The sequence below is a fragment of the Brachybacterium sp. P6-10-X1 genome, from assembly GCF_001969445.1.
Classification (GTDB): Bacteria; Actinomycetota; Actinomycetes; order Actinomycetales; family Dermabacteraceae; genus Brachybacterium.
Window position 1 is genome coordinate 2465693 of sequence record NZ_CP017297.1, and the last position, 17004, is coordinate 2482696.

Annotated in this window: 13 protein-coding genes and 1 other RNA gene; 9 read left to right on the forward strand and 5 right to left on the reverse strand. The window is 71.3% G+C overall.

Annotation, left to right across the window (positions count from 1 at the left end):
• The first annotated feature begins 91 nt into the window (after nucleotides 1–91).
• Together BH708_RS11105 and BH708_RS11110 are read left to right on the forward strand one after the other, a co-directional pair.
• Complete coding sequence (locus tag BH708_RS11105; RefSeq protein ID WP_076808697.1) at nucleotides 92–1081, forward strand: hypothetical protein; 990 nt, start codon at nucleotides 92–94, stop codon at nucleotides 1079–1081.
• A 224-nt stretch (nucleotides 1082–1305) separates the two neighbouring features.
• Nucleotides 1306–4590 carry an endo-alpha-N-acetylgalactosaminidase family protein gene (locus BH708_RS11110; RefSeq protein WP_083713516.1) on the forward strand — a complete coding sequence of 1095 codons (3285 nt, stop codon included), beginning with the start codon at nucleotides 1306–1308 and terminating at the stop codon, nucleotides 4588–4590.
• A gap of 30 nt (nucleotides 4591–4620) precedes the next feature.
• Here the strand turns inward: BH708_RS11110 and BH708_RS11115 are convergent, their stop codons facing one another.
• From BH708_RS11115 to ffs, 3 genes are all read right to left on the reverse strand, one after another.
• Nucleotides 4621–6000: a TIGR01777 family oxidoreductase gene (locus BH708_RS11115; protein ID WP_076808701.1), complete on the reverse strand. Its 1380-nt coding sequence runs from the start codon at nucleotides 5998–6000 to the stop codon at nucleotides 4621–4623.
• A gap of 36 nt (nucleotides 6001–6036) precedes the next feature.
• The gene (locus BH708_RS11120) at nucleotides 6037–7005 is read right to left on the reverse strand and encodes a CPBP family intramembrane glutamic endopeptidase (RefSeq protein ID WP_076808703.1); all 969 of its coding nucleotides are present in this window, start codon (nucleotides 7003–7005) and stop codon (nucleotides 6037–6039) included.
• A gap of 126 nt (nucleotides 7006–7131) precedes the next feature.
• An RNA gene (gene ffs, locus BH708_RS11125) (signal recognition particle sRNA small type) lies at nucleotides 7132–7228 on the reverse strand.
• Between the two features lie 353 nt (nucleotides 7229–7581).
• On the opposite strand from ffs, the gene BH708_RS11130 reads away from it, so the two are divergent.
• Nucleotides 7582–9153 (forward strand): sodium:alanine symporter family protein, encoded by a 1572-nt coding sequence (locus tag BH708_RS11130; RefSeq protein ID WP_076808705.1) that lies wholly within the window; start codon nucleotides 7582–7584, stop codon nucleotides 9151–9153.
• 198 nt (nucleotides 9154–9351) lie between these two features.
• Here the strand turns inward: BH708_RS11130 and BH708_RS11135 are convergent, their stop codons facing one another.
• Nucleotides 9352–10356 carry an aldo/keto reductase family protein gene (locus BH708_RS11135; protein ID WP_076808706.1) on the reverse strand — a complete coding sequence of 335 codons (1005 nt, stop codon included), beginning with the start codon at nucleotides 10354–10356 and terminating at the stop codon, nucleotides 9352–9354.
• Nucleotides 10357–10533: 177 nt separating this feature from the next.
• Between BH708_RS11135 and BH708_RS11140 the strand changes: the two genes are divergently transcribed.
• Nucleotides 10534–12057, forward strand: a complete 1524-nt coding sequence (locus BH708_RS11140) for an aldehyde dehydrogenase family protein (RefSeq protein ID WP_076808708.1) — start codon at nucleotides 10534–10536, stop codon at nucleotides 12055–12057.
• Between the two features lie 516 nt (nucleotides 12058–12573).
• Nucleotides 12574–12993, forward strand: a complete 420-nt coding sequence (locus BH708_RS11145; RefSeq protein WP_076811167.1) for a DUF779 domain-containing protein — start codon at nucleotides 12574–12576, stop codon at nucleotides 12991–12993.
• A gap of 198 nt (nucleotides 12994–13191) precedes the next feature.
• Here BH708_RS11145 and BH708_RS11150 read toward each other — a convergent pair whose 3' ends face one another.
• Entirely contained in the window at nucleotides 13192–13815 is a 624-nt protein-coding gene (locus BH708_RS11150; protein WP_076808710.1) for a MerR family transcriptional regulator, read from the reverse strand.
• Between the two features lie 125 nt (nucleotides 13816–13940).
• On the opposite strand from BH708_RS11150, the gene BH708_RS11155 reads away from it, so the two are divergent.
• The 4 genes from BH708_RS11155 to BH708_RS11170 all read left to right on the forward strand — a co-directional run bounded on the left by BH708_RS11155 (nucleotide 13941) and on the right by BH708_RS11170 (nucleotide 16955).
• Entirely contained in the window at nucleotides 13941–14537 is a 597-nt protein-coding gene (locus BH708_RS11155) for a DUF4188 domain-containing protein (RefSeq protein ID WP_083713517.1), read from the forward strand.
• A 160-nt stretch (nucleotides 14538–14697) separates the two neighbouring features.
• Nucleotides 14698–15318, forward strand: coding sequence for a carboxymuconolactone decarboxylase family protein (locus BH708_RS11160; RefSeq protein WP_076808711.1), 621 nt, complete (start codon nucleotides 14698–14700; stop codon nucleotides 15316–15318).
• Nucleotides 15315–16202 carry an RNA polymerase sigma factor SigJ gene (sigJ, locus tag BH708_RS11165; protein WP_076808713.1) on the forward strand — a complete coding sequence of 296 codons (888 nt, stop codon included), beginning with the start codon at nucleotides 15315–15317 and terminating at the stop codon, nucleotides 16200–16202. Before BH708_RS11160 ends, sigJ begins: the two co-directional genes overlap by 4 nt.
• Nucleotides 16203–16385: 183 nt before the next feature.
• Nucleotides 16386–16955 carry a dihydrofolate reductase family protein gene (locus tag BH708_RS11170; protein ID WP_076808715.1) on the forward strand — a complete coding sequence of 190 codons (570 nt, stop codon included), beginning with the start codon at nucleotides 16386–16388 and terminating at the stop codon, nucleotides 16953–16955.
• Nucleotides 16956–17004 lie beyond the last annotated feature (49 nt).

Below are 17004 nucleotides of genomic sequence, written 5' to 3' on the forward strand. Positions count from 1 at the left end.
GTCGTCCGCGGGAACCCCGATGCCGGGATTCCCCGACACCCGATGTCCTGCCCCGGCGATCCCTGCCCGGGAGCGAGCGAAGGAGCTCGACGTGCCCGCCCTTTCCCATCCCCTCCCCCGATCCGTCCTCGCTCTGTCCACGATCGCGCTGGCCTCAGCCGGCTTCGCCCTCGGCGCCGGGTCCGCCTCGGCGGCGCTGACCACCTACTGCAGCGGCGATGCCTCCGACGTGACGATCCCCGGGGACCTCGTCGTCGCCGAGGGAGAGTCCTGCGTCCTCGACGGCGTGACGGTCGACGGGACGACCCAGGTCGCCTCCGGGGCCGACCTCGTGGTCGAGGACTCGACCTTCCACGGCGATCTCGAGGTCGCTCCGGACGGCTACGTCGACGCCACCACGTCCACGCTCGACGGGAATCTGACCAGCACTGCCGGGTACGGCGTCTACCTGGACGACTCCTCCGTCGGCGGCGCCTACCGGGGCGAGGCCGGCGCGGACGCCGAGCCGTTCCTGTACTCCTACGACACCAGCTTCGCCGGCACCGTCGACGTGGCCCAGGGGCTCGTGCACCTGGAGACCGCGGAGATCGACGGGGACGTGACCACCGACGGCACGGCCTACACCGACATCGTGGACTCGACCCTGGCCGGCGCTCTGAGCGTGACCGGCACCCCGGAGGGCACCGCGATCTGCGAGAGCGAGATCGACGGGGCCGCGACCTTCCGCGGGAACGATCAGGTCCAGCTCGGCCACGGCATGGACCTGATCAGCTGCTCGGGCGTGAACTACTTCGGCGCCGACGTGCTGATCGAGGACAATACCGGCGCGGTGGACGTCACCGGCAACATCATCCGCGGGGACCTCCGCGGCGAGGGCAACGACCCGGCACCGACCGGCAGCGACAACCGCGTGCGCGGAGAGGCCGGCGGCCAGTTCACCGAGCTGGAGCCGGCAGAGCAGACCCTGTCCGCCCGGTCGGCCCCGGCCGATCACGCCGACGAGCTGAACGACAGGCGCAGCGACCGCCGATCGGCCGCCGAGGACGCCGCGGAGCTGGCCGGCCCGGCTCAGCTGGGCTGATCCCCGGCACCTCCCGCCACCGTCGAGCGACAACCGGCGAGCCGGGCTCCGACCTGTCCGGGTCGTCGGCCGTCGACCCGGGCGCCAGGGTGGTTCCGGATCCTTGATCGTCGACCCCGGCGGCAGGGTGACCCTGGGTCGCAGGCCGACGTCTCCCGCCGGCACAGGGCGATCTGACCGGAGCAGGACCCGGCGCACGATGTAAATCGACTCACAACCTCACGATGACTCACAACCACACGATGGAGAACCCCATGGATCGTCGACATTTCCTCCAGGCCTCGGGCATCGCTGCAGGCATCGGCGTTGCGAGCAGCGTCATGCCCGGGACGGCGATGGCCGCTCCGGCACCGTCGGAACCGGATCCGATTACGGTGGACGCTCCCCCGGGCACGCTCGAGATCACCGACGGTGAGCTGCGCGTCCGCCTGCACCCGGACTTCCCCCAGGTCGTGGACTACGCCGTGGGCGGAGCGACGCTCGCCGGGCGTTACGGCGGCGCGCACACCACGGTGATGATCGACGACGTCGAGCGTGCCGTCGAGGTCGAGGAGCCGCAGCTCGCCGAGGACTCCGCGAGCGCGACCTACCGCCTCACCGCGCCGGAGCTGCCCAGCATCTCCCTCGACGCGGTGCTCTCGGTCGCCGACGGCGTGTTCACCTGGCGCCTGACCAACATCGTCGACCCCGACCGGGCGGTCCATCGCCTCTCGGTGCCCCGGCTGGACCTCGCCTCCGTCAACGGCACCGACCCGAGCGCACGGGTGGTCGCCGCCGATCTGTCCGTGGACCGCGCCACCAGCGGTGACCACGTCTACGACCTCTCGGCGCAGGAGCCCGGCACCGCCGTCTCCCATCCCACCCACGTCGCGCTGCTGCACAGCGCGGAGCTCGCCGCCGGCTTCGAGACCAACGCGGTCGAGGACAACACCGCCGGGGGCGAGACCGCCGCCCGGGTGCAGAACGACAACTCGCGCTACGTCATCACCCTCGCCCCGGGCGAGGGCACCACCTACGGCACCATCACTCCCGGCACCTTCGTGGTGCGCGGATCGACCGCGGATCACGGCCTGGGGCCGGATGCGGACCCCTTCGTGCGCGTGCGCCCGGTGGCCGACGCGAACGGCGACGGCGTGGTCGACTGGCAGGACGCCGCGATCGCGGCGCGCGACGTGGCCGAGCCGGTCGCCGGCTCCGACGCCGTCCACGACGAGGTGGTCAAGCGCATCCCCTTCAACATCGTCTCCCAGGCCACCCACCCGTTCCTGCGCACCCTCGACGACACCAAGCGCATCTGCCTGGCCACCGACGGGCTCGGCCAGTCCGTGATGCTCAAGGGGTATCAGGCCGAGGGCCACGACAGCGCCCATCCCGACTACGCGGGCCACCTCAATACCCGCGCCGGCGGCACGGCGGAGCTGCACACCCTGGTGACGGAGGGCGCGACGTGGAACGCCACCTTCGGCGTGCATGTCAACGCCACCGAGTCGTACTCCGAGGCGCACGCCTTCTCCGAGGATCTGCTGCGCGATCCGATCGAACCCGGCTGGGGCTGGATGAACCAGGCGTACATGATCGACGGGCCGGAGGACCTCGGCACCACCGCGGTGCTGCGGCGCTTCCAGTCGCTGCGGGACGCGGCCCCGGAGAACCTGTCCTTCCTGTACATGGACGTGTACTACCCCAACGGCTGGGAGGGGCAGCGTCTGGCCCAGGAGCTCCGTCGGCAGGGCTGGGTCGTCTCCACCGAGTGGGCGGACAAGATGCCGCGGGAGTCGATCTGGTCGCACTGGGCCACCGACGAGAACTACGGCGGCTCCAGCAACAAGGGCCTGAACTCGCAGGTGATCCGGTTCATCGACAACGCCCGCAAGGACGTGTGGAACCCGGATCCGCTGCTGTCCAACGCGAACATCCAGGAGTTCGAGGGCTGGACCGGGCACCAGGACGCGAACGCCTTCTTCACCACCATCTGGGAGCGGAACCTGCCCACCAAGTTCCTCCAGCGCTCCGCGATCATCTCCTGGTCCACCCCGTCCGCCGACACCCCCGGCCGGATCGTGCTGGCCGACGGCACCGAGGTGACCTCGTCGGTCGGATCCGTCTCCGGCACCGAGATCCCCACCGACCGCGTCATCACGAGCGACGGCGCGACCGTCTACGAGGCGGGCCGGTACCTGCTCCCCTGGTCCGACGGGGACGAGCGGCTGTACCACTGGAATCCCGAGGGCGGCACCACCACCTGGACGCTCACCGACAGCTGGTCCGGACCGAGCTCGCTGATCATGTACCGCCTCGGCGACTCGGGCCGCGCGGACGAGGTCCCCGTGCCCGTTCAGGACGGCCGGGTCACGCTCGATGCCGAGGCCGGCAGCGCCTATGTGCTCTATCCGGGCGAGCAGCTGCCCGAACCGCCGGATCCCCACTGGGGCTTCGGCACGCCGGTGGCGGATCCCGGGTTCTTCTCGGGCACGCTGGACGCCTGGCGGGTGGAGGGCGAGGTCTCCGTGGAGACGGACGAGTTCCGCAACCGCCAGGCACTGTTCGGAGGCGGCGCGGCGGCGTCGATCGCGCAGCATCTGCACGACCCGGGCCGCCCGGCCCGGCATCTGCCCTCGGGCACCTGGTCCGCCTGGGCGTGGGTCGAGATCGATCCCACCGGAACCCGGGAGGTGACGGTCTCCGCCACCGGTCGGGGCGTGGAGCCGGTCGCCCACCAGGCCGCTCGGGGTCGCGGCGTGGCGACGACCATCACGGCCTCCACCGTCGTCAATGCCACGGCCTCGGACTCCAAGCACGGTCGCCACTTCCAGCGGGTGCGCGTGACGTTCCGTTCCGACGGCGCCCCGGTGTCCTTCGCGATCTCCGCCGCCGAGGGGGAGGCGGAGGTGCGCGTCGACGACATCCGCGTGGTGCCGTTCACCGCACCCGAGGACCCTGCGCCGACCGAGGAGACCATCCTGTTCGAGGACTTCGAGCACGTCGACACCGGGTACTGGCCGTTCGTGACCGGCGCCGACAACATCGGCGGCGACGCCCGCACCCAGCTCGCGGAACGCCATGAGCCGTATTCACAGGCCGGCTGGTACGGGCTGGACCAGGACGGCCATGCCGTCGAGGGCGGCAAGCTGACGGACAATGTGCTGCGCGGCACCTGGTCGTTGATGGCGAACGAGGAGAACGAGGGGCTGATCCTGACCACCACGCAGTCCTCGCTTCCTCTCACCCCGGGGCACCGTCATCGGATCTCCTTCGACCACCAGACCGCATTCGCCGACACGTATCGGATCGTGGTGGGCCAGGACACGGTCGGGGACCCGGTCGTCTCGGAGCAGGTGGACAGCCTGCCCCTGCCCCAGGCGCGGCACACGGAGCGGGTGAGCCTCGAGTTCACCGCTTCGACGAGCGCCGACACCACGTGGATCGGCATCGAGAAGCTCGGCGGCGGGCGTCAGGCGAACCTCACGATCGACGACCTGCGCGTCGAGGACCTGGGGCGGGCCGACTGAGGGGATCGTGCCCGGCGTCGACGGTCTCCCCTACCGCCGCAGCACATGGCGCAGCGCAGTCTCCAGCGTGCGGTGGGTCGCCTCGTAGCCGCTCGCCTCGAGCCGTGCGTCCGAGACGTTCTGATCCGTGCGCACCAGCTCGTCGGCCGCGTCGGTCCCGAGCAGCAGCCGCGGGCCCACCCCGGGCACGGGCACCAGGGACGGCCGATGCAGCACGGCGCCGAGGGTGCGGGCGAACTCGCGGGCGCTGACCGGCTGGGGGCCGACGGCGTTGATCGGCCCGTCCACGCCGGCGTCGAGCGCGGCGTGGGCGAAGGCGCGCACCACGTCGTCCAACGTGATCCACGAGGTCATGGCGTCGGGATCGGTCAACCGTCCGCCGACGCCGGCGAGGAACATCGGCAATTGCGGCAGCAGCGGCCCTCCGCCGTCGGACAGTGCCAGACCGGTGCGCAGGAAGGCGGTGCGGATCCCGGCCTCGCGCGCCGCGTGCGCGGCCTGCTCCCAGTCTCGCACCAGGTCGGCGAGGATCCCTTCCCCTCCCGGGTCCGCCTCGGTGAGCAGCTCACCGGGCCGTCGCGGGCCGTAGAAGCCGATGGCGCTGGCCTGCACGAGGGCCGTCGGGCCGTCGGACATCCCCGCGAGGGTTCGGGCGATCAGCGCCGTGCCGTGGATGCGGGAGGAACGGATCTCGTGGCGCACTCCGTCGGTCCACCGGGTGGCGATGGAGCGCCCGGCGAGGTTCACCACCACATCGACGCCCTCGAGATCGGCCGGGTCGAGGGTCCCTGCCTGCGGGTCCCAGGAGATCTCGCCGGGACGGACGCTCTCCTCCCGGACCACCCGGCGCACGGTGTGCCCGCCGGTCTCGAGCAGTGCGGCGAGCTGGGTGCCGATCAGGCCGGAGGATCCGGTGATGGCGATGGTGCGTCGCGGGATGTCGGCGTAGCGGGCGTGGAAGTACAGGTCCTCGCGCAGCTGGCGGTCGCGGAAGGCGATCAGGCGGCGCACCTGCGACTCGACGGGGCCGGTGATGCTCTCGAGTCGACGCGGCAGCTCGAGATCGACGGCATCGTGGACGAGAGTGCCGTGGTCATCGGCGGTGAAGCGGTGCTCGTGCCGCCAGTCGCGCCAGGGACCGTGGACCTGCTGATCGACGAAACGCCCGGCGTCGGCCTCGACGTCGTGCTCCCGATGGCGCAGCACCCAGCGAGGCCGCACCGGGTTCGGGAGCATGGAGGGGCCGAGGCGGGCGCTGACCACCCGGCCGACGCGCAGCCCACCCGCCGCAGGGTCCTCGACGCCCCCGAGCCCCGGTGGGGTCAGGCGCACGACCGCGCCGGGCCGTTCGTGCCAGGCCAGGACGTCGGCCAGGGCGAAGGGCACGCGATGGGTGGTCTCGATCCTCACGGGAGCTCCCTGCCTCGACGGTGGTGTCCCGCCACGCTACGCATCGCGACGCCGTCCCGACAGTCCCGGCGCGGTCCTTTCGGGTCCGGCGCCGGGCGCGAGGCCTCCGGCGACGCGCAGCACCATCCAGGCCACGGCGATCCACAGCACCCAGGAGGACACGTCGAGCAACCAGGCCATGCCCGGGTCGACGGGGCCGAGCAGATTCTGCTCGATCGCGACGCGGAGGCTGGAGAACAGTCCGTGGCCGATGACGGCGGCCCAGGCCGTGCCGGAGATCTCGCGCAGCACCGACAACAGCGGGGCGACGGCGACGATGCTGCCCAGGTACCCGACGGCCTCGCGGGGGGAGAGCCCCAGGGCGAGGACGATCGGAAGGTGCCACAGCGCCCACATCGCCCCGATGCCCAGGGCGGACGGCCAGAATCCGAGCGGCGCGAGCTCGCGGTGCAGCCAACCCCGCCAGCCCGCCTCCTCCCCGATGGCGAACGCGGCCTGGACCGCGAACACCACCGGCACCGCGGCGGCGAGCGCGAGCACGGGGGCGGTGTCGGTGGCCAGCGGGGCCCCGGCGCCAAGGCCGATGAGCACCCGACCGAGCGGCACCAGGGCGAAGGCGGCGACCGCTCCGAGAGCGGCGATCACCAGCATCGGCCACGACGGCACGCCGACGGAGAGCGCGCGCCACCAGGGCTCGTCCCGACGGCGCACGAGGAGCGCGGCGAGCAGCGGGGACAGCTGCGCGAGGGGCACCACGACGCCGACGGCCGAGGGAGGCAGCGCTCCGAGAGCGAAGGGTGCCGACAGAGCGGCGGTGGCAGCGATCGCCAGGACCAGGAACGCCGCCACCCGGCGCCGGTCCGGCGCGATCGCCGGGCGCGACGGGCCGGCCTCGGCGGACGGGGCCCGTGGGGCCGGCGGGGCGTCGACCTCGTGCGCGGTCGCGGCCGGATCGGGTCCGTCCGGCGCGCAGGGCGAGGAGTGCGGGGCGAGGGACGGCGACATCGGGCGCTCCTGGGATCCGTCGGGGAGCGCCGAGTGCTGCTCCGCCTCGCCATCCACCGTAGGAACGACCACAGGGGACGGGAACGGGGATGTCCGCCGCGAAGGGGTGGGGAAAACCCCCGGGCATGAAGCGACCCCTCGTGCACCTGCCAGAGCTCACCTGCCCTTGCTGCCGTCAAGCCCTGGGGGAGTTCAGCAAGATGACACCGCACGAGGGGTCTCCCCCAGTGTAGAGGCGGGAGCACCTCGGTTCCAACCGGGAGGACGCACGTCACGACGACGGTGCCGCCCGGTGGTGCCACGGGCGGTCGGCCGCCGGGTCTCGGCGTCCGGTCCGGCGAAACGGACGCGGCCGATCCCGACGCCGGCGAGAGCTCCCGGGGACGTCACAAGTACGTCACGAGAGCTTCAGGGTGTGCATCACGCTCTCTGACCGATTACAGTGCCGTCAGCGCGTACCCGTGACCGCCTTCACATGCCGCCCGCTGGCAAGGACGCCACGTGAGCGGTTCGCGGGCACGGATGCCCGGTCACCACCGGTATGCGTGCGTCACGTTTCCCCACCCAGGAGCTCTCATGATCGCAGGACTCATCGAGGGGGCCAATGGACTGATCTGGTCCATTCCTCTCATCGCCGGCCTTCTGTTCGTCGGCCTGTACTTCACCATCCGCACCGGACTGCTCCAGATCCGCAACCTCCCCGACATGATCGACCAGCTCAAGAAGGGCGAGGTCTCCCCCGACGGCACCTCCTCCTTCCAGTCGCTGATGATGTCGCTGGCCGGTCGCGTCGGCATGGGCAACATCGGCGGCGTCGCCACCGCGATCGCCTTCGGCGGCCCCGGTGCCGTGTTCTGGATGTGGGTCTCCGGCTTCCTCGGCGCCTCCACCTCGTTCATCGAGTGCACCCTCGGCCAGATCTACAAGGAGAAGGACCCGGACACCGGCGAGTACCGCGGCGGCCCGGCGTTCTACTTCGAGCGCGCCTACAAGCACAAAGCTCCCCGCCTGTCGCTGTTCTACGCGATCCTCTTCTCGATCGTCACGATCCTGGCCATGAGCTTCTTCCTGCCCGGCGTGCAGGCCAACGGCATGGCCTCGGCGATCGACAACGCCTGGGGCATCCCCACGTGGGTCACCGCCATCGCCCTGGTGATCCTGCTGGGCTTCATCATCATCGGCGGCGTCAAGCGCATCGCCCACTTCGCCGTGCTCGCGGTGCCGGTGATGGCGATCGCGTTCGTCCTCGTCGCGATCATCGTGTTCTTCATGAACTTCGAGGAGATCCCGCGCGTCTTCGGACTGATCTTCGGCAGCGCCTTCGGCGTCCAGCCGGTCTTCGGCGCGATCATCGGCCTCGCGATCAAGTGGGGCGTCCAGCGCGGCATCTACTCCAACGAGGCCGGTCAGGGCACCGGACCGCACGCGGCCGCGGCCGCCGAGGTCTCCCACCCGGCCAAGCAGGGCTTCGCTCAGTCGTTCTCGGTCTACGTCGACACCCTGCTGGTGTGCACCGCGACCGCGTTCATCATCATCTCCACCGGGATGTTCAACACGTACACCAACGAGAACTACCCGGGGGCGGACGCCGTCGGCGACGGCGACGTCGTCGGCAGCGGCATCGGCGACCTCAGCCTGCAGGTCGAGCCCGGACCCGGCTACGTCCAGCAGGGCCTGGACGCGGCCTTCCCGGGATTGGGACCGACGTTCATCGCCATCACACTGGCGTTCTTCGTGTTCACCACGATCGTGGCGTACTACTACATGGCCGAGGTCAACCTGACCTACCTCACCCGCAAGATGAAGAACCGGCCGCTGGCGCGGGTCCTGCAGCGGGTGCTGCAGGCTCTGGTGCTGATCTCCGTGTTCTACGGCGCGGTGACCACCGCGGGCGCCGCCTGGGGGCTCGGTGACATCGGCGTGGGCTCGATGGCCTGGCTGAACGTGGTCGGCATCCTGTTCCTGCAGGTCCCCGCCCTGAAGGCGCTGAAGGACTACCGTCAGCAGAAGAAGCAGGGCCTGGACCCGCAGTTCGACCCGCGGGAGCTCGGCATCAACAACGCCGAGTTCTGGGAGATGCGGGCCGACGGCCACACGCTCCAGGGCCGCTCCGGCGGCGAGCTGGAGGACGAGGGCGCCGCGAAGTGACCCTCTGAGCCCTCCGGGGGCGATCGCCCCCGGACGGCGGGCCGGATCCCGACCGCACAGCACGGCGCCCGGTGTCGCGTGGAGTTCTTCCGCGGGACACCGGGCGCCGTGCTTGTCGGTGCTTGTCGGTGCAGGTGCTGGGCAGGGCCGGCAGCGAGCGGGGCCGGCCGCGAGCAGGGCCGGCGACCGCCGCGCCCGTCAGGCCAGGCGCTGCGCCGGGGAGACGGTCTTCGCGGGGTCCGTCTCGGGGATGTCGCCGAGCACCTCGTCGATGCGGGCCATCACGTCGCCGTCGAGCGTGACGCCCGTGGCCTTCACGTTCTCGCTGATCTGCTCGGGGCGGGACGCGCCGATGATCGCGCCGGCCACGTTGTCGTTGCTCAGCACCCAGGCAACGGCGAGCTGCGCCATGGACAGCCCGAGATCCTCGGCGATCGGCTGCAGGCCCTGCACCGCCTCGAGCACCGGATCGTCCAGGAAGCGCTTGATCATGTCGGCGCCGCCCTTCTCGTCCCGGGCGCGCGAGCCCTCCGGCGCCGGGGTGCCCGGCGTGTACTTGCCGGTGAGGATTCCCTGGGCGACCGGGGACCACACCACCTGGGAGACGCCGAGCTCACGCGAGGTGGGGACCACACGCTCCTCGATCACGCGCCACAGCATCGAGTACTGCGGCTGGTTGGAGACCAGCTGGATGCCGAGCTCACGGGCCAGCTGATGGCCGGCGCGGATCTGGTCCGCGTTCCACTCGGAGACGCCGATGTACAGGGCCTTGCCGGAGTGGACGACGTCGGCGAACGCCTGCATCGTCTCCTCGAGCGGGGTCGCATAGTCGTAGCGGTGGGCCTGGTAGAGGTCGACGTAGTCGGTCTGCAGCCGGGTCAGCGAGGCGTCGATCGACTCACGGATGTGCTTGCGGGACAGACCGGTGTCGTTATGGCCCCGGGGGCCGGTGGGGAAGTAGACCTTGGTGAAGATCTCCAGCGACTCTCGCCGCTCTCCCTTCAGGGCCTCACCGAGGACGACCTCGGCGGCGGTGTTGGCGTAGGTGTCGGCGGTGTCGAACGTGGAGATGCCGGCGTCGAGCGCCGCACGCACGCAGGCGCGGGCCCGCTCGTCCTCCACCTGGGAGGCATGGGTGAGCCAGTTGCCGTAGATGAGCTCGCTGATCTTCAGGCCGCTGCGGCCGAGGTGACGATGTTCCATACCGGCAACCCTATGACGGCGAGCGGCGGCCCGACGACCGCGACCCCGGGATCACGCCCCTACGGCCCCGACCGAAGGGCCTATCCTGGTGATCCACGTCATAGCGCGGCGCACCCCGACCCGAGCGGTGGCCGGGGCCCGCGCTCCCGACTCGACGACGAGCACCGAGGAGAGCACATGAGCATCTACGCACGACCGGGGACCGACGGCGCGAAGGTCTCCTTCAAGCCCCGCTACGAGAACTACATCGGCGGCGGTTGGGTCCCGCCTGTCAAGGGCGAGTACTTCGAGAATCCCACCCCCGTGACCGGCCGGATCTTCACCGAGGTGGCCCGCTCCACCGCGGAGGACGTCGAACTGGCCCTGGACGCCGCCCATGCCGCCGCACCCGCCTGGGGGACGACCGCCGTCGCCGAGCGGGCCGTGATCCTGAACCGGATCGCCGACCGCATCGAGGAGAACCTCGAGATGCTGGCGGTGGCCGAGACCTGGGACAACGGCAAGCCCGTCCGCGAATGCCTGAACGCGGACCTGCCGCTGGTGGTGGACCACTTCCGCTACTTCGCCGGGGCGATCCGGGCGCAGGAGGGCGCGCTCTCGCAGATCGACGAGGACACCGTCGCCTACCACTTCCACGAACCGCTCGGCGTGGTCGGCCAGATCATCCCGTGGAACTTCCCGATCCTCATGGCCACCTGGAAGCTCGCCCCGGCACTGGCGGCGGGCAACGCCGTGGTGCTCAAGCCCGCCGAACAGACCCCGGCCTCGATCCTGGTGCTCGCCGAGCTCATCGGGGATCTGCTGCCGGACGGCGTGCTGAACATCGTCAACGGCTTCGGGGCGGAGGCCGGCAGACCGCTGGCCTCGAACAAGCGGGTCAAGAAGATCGCCTTCACCGGCGAGACCACCACCGGACGGCTGATCATGCAGTACGCCTCGCAGAACCTGATCCCGGTGACCCTGGAGCTGGGCGGCAAGAGCCCGAACCTGTTCTTCGAGGACGTCGCCTCGGCGAAGGACGACTACTACGACAAGGCGCTCGAGGGTTTCGCGATGTTCTCGCTGAACCAGGGCGAGGTGTGCACGTGTCCCTCCAGGGCGCTGGTGCAGGCCTCGATCTACGACTCGTTCGTGGCGGACGGGATCGCCCGCGTGGAGGCCACGAAGCAGGGAGATCCGCTGGACACGGACACCATGATCGGGGCGCAGGCCAGCAACGACCAGCTCGAGAAGATCCTGTCCTATCTCGACATCGGCAGACAGGAGGGCGCGAAGCTGCTCACCGGCGGCGAGCGCGCCGACCTGGGCGGGGATCTCTCCGGCGGCTACTACGTCACCCCCACGATCTTCGAGGGCGACAACTCGATGCGGATCTTCCAGGAGGAGATCTTCGGTCCGGTGCTCGCGCTGACCCGCTTCGACGGGTACGACGACGCCATCTCGATCGCGAACGACACCCTCTACGGGCTCGGGGCGGGCGTGTGGAGCCGTCAGCAGAACACCATCTACCGGGCCGGCCGCGCCATCCAGGCCGGTCGCGTCTGGGTGAACAACTACCACTCCTACCCGGCGCACGCCGCGTTCGGCGGGTACAAGTCCTCGGGCATCGGACGGGAGAACCACCTGATGATGCTCGACCACTACCAGCAGACGAAGAACATGCTGGTCAGCTACTCGGAGAAGAAGCTCGGCTTCTTCTGATCGATACGGCTGACGGGCTGGTCGCGAGGTTCCGGCCCCACGACCGCCCGACGGGCGGGCATCGGGGTCCCGACTCCGCGGCCCGCCCGTCCGGCCACACCTCACTTTTCCCATCGGCCGCTCACGGAAGGAACGACCATGACCGATCCCTCCACCCCTGACGACGCGACGATCCCGCCGCCCAGCGAGCCACCCATGTCCCCGCCGGGGCGGCCGCCCGCCGAGCCGCCCACGGCGCCACCGACCGATCCCCCGGGCCCGCCGCCCACGGGTCCGCCGGGACCGATGCCCGGTCGACCGCCCGAGCCGGTCCCGATCCCGGGGCAGCCTCCGCAGCCCGAACCCGCCCCGCCGGAGCCCGAACCCGAGCCCGAGCAGCCGCCTCCGGACGAGCCTCCGCCCGGGGCGCCGCCGCGCACCGCGGGCCGGCTGTACGACGCTCAGCTCTCGGCCGGGAGCTCTCCTTCTGCCGCCGACGGGCCCGCTCCGCAGCCGGGCCAGCCGCCCGCCCCCGACCTGCCGGAGCCGACCGCGGCCGATGACGTGCTCGAGGCGGATCCCACGATCGAGGGCGAGGACTTCTCGCGCGTCGCCTTCACCCCGGCCGCCGTCACCCAGCTGCAGAGACTCATCGACCGCACCGGTCCGCTGATGTTCCACCAGTCCGGCGGCTGCTGCGACGGCTCCTCCCCCATGTGCTATCCCGAGGGCGACCTCATCACCGGGGACGCCGACGTGCGCATGGGCCACGTCGAGGTGCCGCTGCCGGATGGCGCCACCTCGCCGCTGGACTTCTGGATGAGCCGGGAGCAGTTCACCTATTGGCGTCACACGCACCTGACGATCGATCTGGTCGACGGGCGCGGCGGCGGCTTCAGCCTCGAATCGCCCGACGGCAAGAGGTTCCTGACCAGGTCGCGACTGCTCATGGACTGACGATCTCGCCGCCCCGGCACCCGCGGGGCGGTGCCGACGACACGGCACGAGCAGGGGTTCGGCGCGGGGCAGGCGGGAGTTCGGCGCGGCGCAGGCAGGGCGGTGCGGCGCAGGCAGGGCGGTGCGGCGCAGGCGGGGCGGTGCGGCGCAGGCGGGGCGGTGCGGCGCCGGCCCGGGGCCCGGCTCGGCGTCTCCGATTCAGTCGTCGTCGGGTTTCCCGGCCTGCCGCACGGACACGTGCCGCTGGGCGAGCAGGCGCAGCGCGGACAGCACCGGCTCCATCATGATCGTGCCGATGACGACGCGGCGCACCGCGTCGCCGGCCCCCTGGGGCACCGCCGCGACATCCACCCGGGCCACCTGCTCCACCGCGTCGGCGTAATCGCCCATCATCGCCTCGTCGACATGGATCCCCGCCGCCTCGCACGCCGCCCACGCGTTCCCCAGCTGCTCGAGGACCGGGTCTCCTGGTCCCGTCGGCCAGCCACGTGCGGCGACCCAGGCGTGCACAGGGTCGACGGGCCGCGCCTCGGCGCCCTCCCCGCCGCCGCCCGTCAGGGCGTCCTGCGCCGTGGAGAGCACGTCGAGCCGCTGGGGGTCTGGGTCATCGATCACCGCGAGCACCCGGCGGACGGCGGCGATGCCCAGCCCGCCGGTCTGCACCAGCGCCCGGATCAGGCGCAGACGCTCCGCATGCCCGTCGTCGTAGTCGGCGGTGGTGCGCGAGCTGCGGCGCCCCGCGGGCAGCAGGCCTTCGCGCAGGTAGTACTTGATGGTGCCGATCGGCACGTCGGTCGTCGCCGACAGCTCCGAGATCCTCATGCCGTCCTCTCCCGCTGCGCGGAACCTTCTCGCCGTCATCCCCGGCCCACCGGATAGCCCTTGACAGCGGACCTCCGTGAGCACACTCTTAGAAAGTAGCACTTTCTAGTCGAGGAGGACCAGTCATGGGCTCCCACCCGCACCCCGCATCGACCCCGCATCCCCGGAGGTCGCGGCGCGCGACGACCCGCCCGCCCAGCCTCACCCACGCTCCGGTCGACGGCATCGTCGTCTTCCACATCGGCATGACGGTCCACCGGCCGCTCCGTCCCGACCTGTGGGGTCCCGTCTTCGCCGCGATGCCGCGCATGCTGGCCGAGCTCTCTCGAGCCAAGGCGGCGCACGAGCGCGGCGAGGGCGAGGACCTCGGTTTCCTCGACGCGCACTCGATGTTCGGCGGCACCGGACCCTGGGTCGTGCAGTACTGGAAGAGCGTGGAGCACCTGTACGCCTACGCCCGGATGAGCGAGAAGGCGCACCTGCCCGCCTGGCAGACGTTCAACCGGCTCGCGCGGAAGCATCCGGGCGCGGTCGGGATCTGGCACGAGACCTACGACGTCCCCTCCTCCGGCATCGAGACGCTCTACGGCAACGGGGCGACGGTGGGCCTGGCGAAGGCCGTCGGCACCGTGCCGCTGACCGCCCGGGGAAAGGCGGCGCGCCAGCGGCTGGACACCCGCCTGCCCGGCGAGCAATCGGCGAGCGCCGGGGCGGGGGCCTGAGCCGCCGGGGCGCGGGCCCGGCCCTGCGATGCTGCGATGTCGGCCGCCCCCGGAGGACGAGCTGCCGACGTGCGCGGACCGCGATGTCACACCGTGCCGCCGGCCGGTGTCCTCTTCCTGACGGGCCCTGCCGACGGGTCCGCGGAGAGAAGGGGAAGCCATGTCCGCCATCACGCCATTGCACAGCCTGAGCCCCTCGCGCCCGGCGCCGCGGGTGCCCCTGGACCGCGACGGACGGTTCGAGAAGGTCGCGCGCTGGGTGGTCCGTCGCGTCTACGGGAAGGTTCTGGATCCGCTGGAGGCCTCGTTCCATCACCGCCCGGCGCTCGCCTCGATGCTGGTTCTCGAGGCGACCGCCTCGTTCTGGAAGAAGCTCCCACCCACGCTCCGGGCGCTGGCCGTGATGGCCCCGGCCCGCGAGATCGGCTGCTCCTGGTGCATGGACTTCGGGTACTGGGAGTACCACCACCGCGGCGTGGACCCGCGCAAGCTCCGCGACATCGGGGCGTGGCGCACCAGTTCGGCCTACTCCCCGCTGGAGCGGGCTGTGCTGGAGTACGCGGTGGCCGCCACGGCGACCCCGTCGGCCGTGACCGACGAGATGGTGGCCGCGCTCCGCGCGGATCTCAGCGACGGGCAGATGGTCGAGCTGGCCGCGCTGGTCTCGTTGGAGAACTACCGCTCGCGCACGAACGCGGGACTGGGCCTGACCAGCCAGGGGTTCGCGGACGACTGCGGGGTACCCTCGAGCACGGAGCACCGACCCCCAGGAGCCCCATGACCACGACCCACGAGGCAGCATTCGCATCCCACCGCAGGGCCCTCCTCGGGGCCGCGTACCGGGTGCTGGGCACGGTCCAGGACAGCGAGGACGCCGTCCAGGAGACCTGGCTGCGCTGGCAGGACGTGGACCTGGCGTCCGTGCGCGAGCCCCGCGCGTTCCTGCTCACGGCCGTCACCCGCACAGCGCTGAACACGGTGCGCACGCGCAGCCGGCTGCGGGAGGAGTACATCGGCCCGTGGCTGCCCGAGCCGGTCTCGACGGATGCCGCGGCGGATCCGGGGCGTGCCGCGGAGATCGCCGATGACGTGTCCTTGGCCCTGCTGGTCGTGCTCGAATCGCTCTCCCCGCTCGAACGTGCGGCCTTCGTGCTCCATGAGGTGTTCGCCGCCCCGTACTCCGAGATCGCCGAGACCCTCGAGCGCTCCGAGGCCTCCGTGCGGCAGCTGGTCAGCCGCGCGCGTGCGCACGTCCGCGAGCGCACTCCGCGTCATCCGGTCGACGAGAGCGCCCATCGCGCCCTGACCGAGGCATTCCTGGAGGCGGTGCGCGGCACGGCGGCGCTCGAGGACATGGTCTCGGTGCTATCCCCCGGTGTCGTCCTGACCACCGACGGCGGCGGGCACGCCAAGGCCGCCCGCCGACCCGTCCGCGGCACGGACCACGTGCTGCGGTTCGCCGCCGGGGTGCTGGCCAAGCCCGAGGTCGCGATCCTGTCGTGGCAGGTCGCCGAGGTCAACGGGCGGCCGGCGCTGGTCGGACACGACGGGCCACGGGTGGACTGCGTGGTCTGGGTCGAGGGCGAGACAGCAGACGCCCAGACGGTGGTGACCCGCATCGACATGATCCGCAATCCCGAGAAGCTCGGCGCCGTGCGGGTCTGAGAAGACCTCGGTGTCCCGGACGCCGACCGACGGCGCGGCGGCGTCACGGCCGGGGCCGCGACGGGCAGGACGGCGGACCTGCCCCGGGTGTCGCGCAGGAGCATCCGTCTCCCGCATAGTGGGTCAGGGCGGCTCCGTCTGCCGTCCGAGGCCCGCCATATCCGGACGGATCGAGGAGAGATCATGCGCGAGCTCGTGTACTACGTGGCCGTGAGCCTGGACGGCTACATCGCCGGACCCCAGGACCAGTTCGACGCCTTCCTCGTCGAGGGTGACCACATGGCCGGCATCACCGAGGATTTCCCCGATGCCATCCCCACCGATATCGCCGACCGCCTCGGCATCGACCAGAGCGGCGGCCGCTTCGACTCCGTGGTGATGGGCGCGAGAACCCACTCCATCGGCCTGCCGGACACGCCCAGTCCCTACCGTCACCTCGAGCAGGTCGTGTTCACCCATCGCGACCTCGACCCCGCGGAGAACCTCACCGTCACCGATGCGGACCCCGTCGAGGTGGTGCGGGAGATGAAGGGTCGGGACGGGGGCGACATCTGGCTGTGCGGCGGCGCGCACCTCGCCGCTCAGCTGCGCGGGGAGATCGACCGGCTCGTGCTCAAGCGCCAGCCGCTGCTGTTCGGCCACGGCATCGGGCTGTTCGCGCCGGGCGCGTACGACCCGGTGAGGTTCGATCGGGTCAGCGCGCAGGACTTCGATTCCGGGGTCTCGATCTCGCACTACGTGCCCCGAGGCTGAGCACTCGACTCCGCCGTCGATGTCCGCCCTGCGAACATCCGCGTCCGGG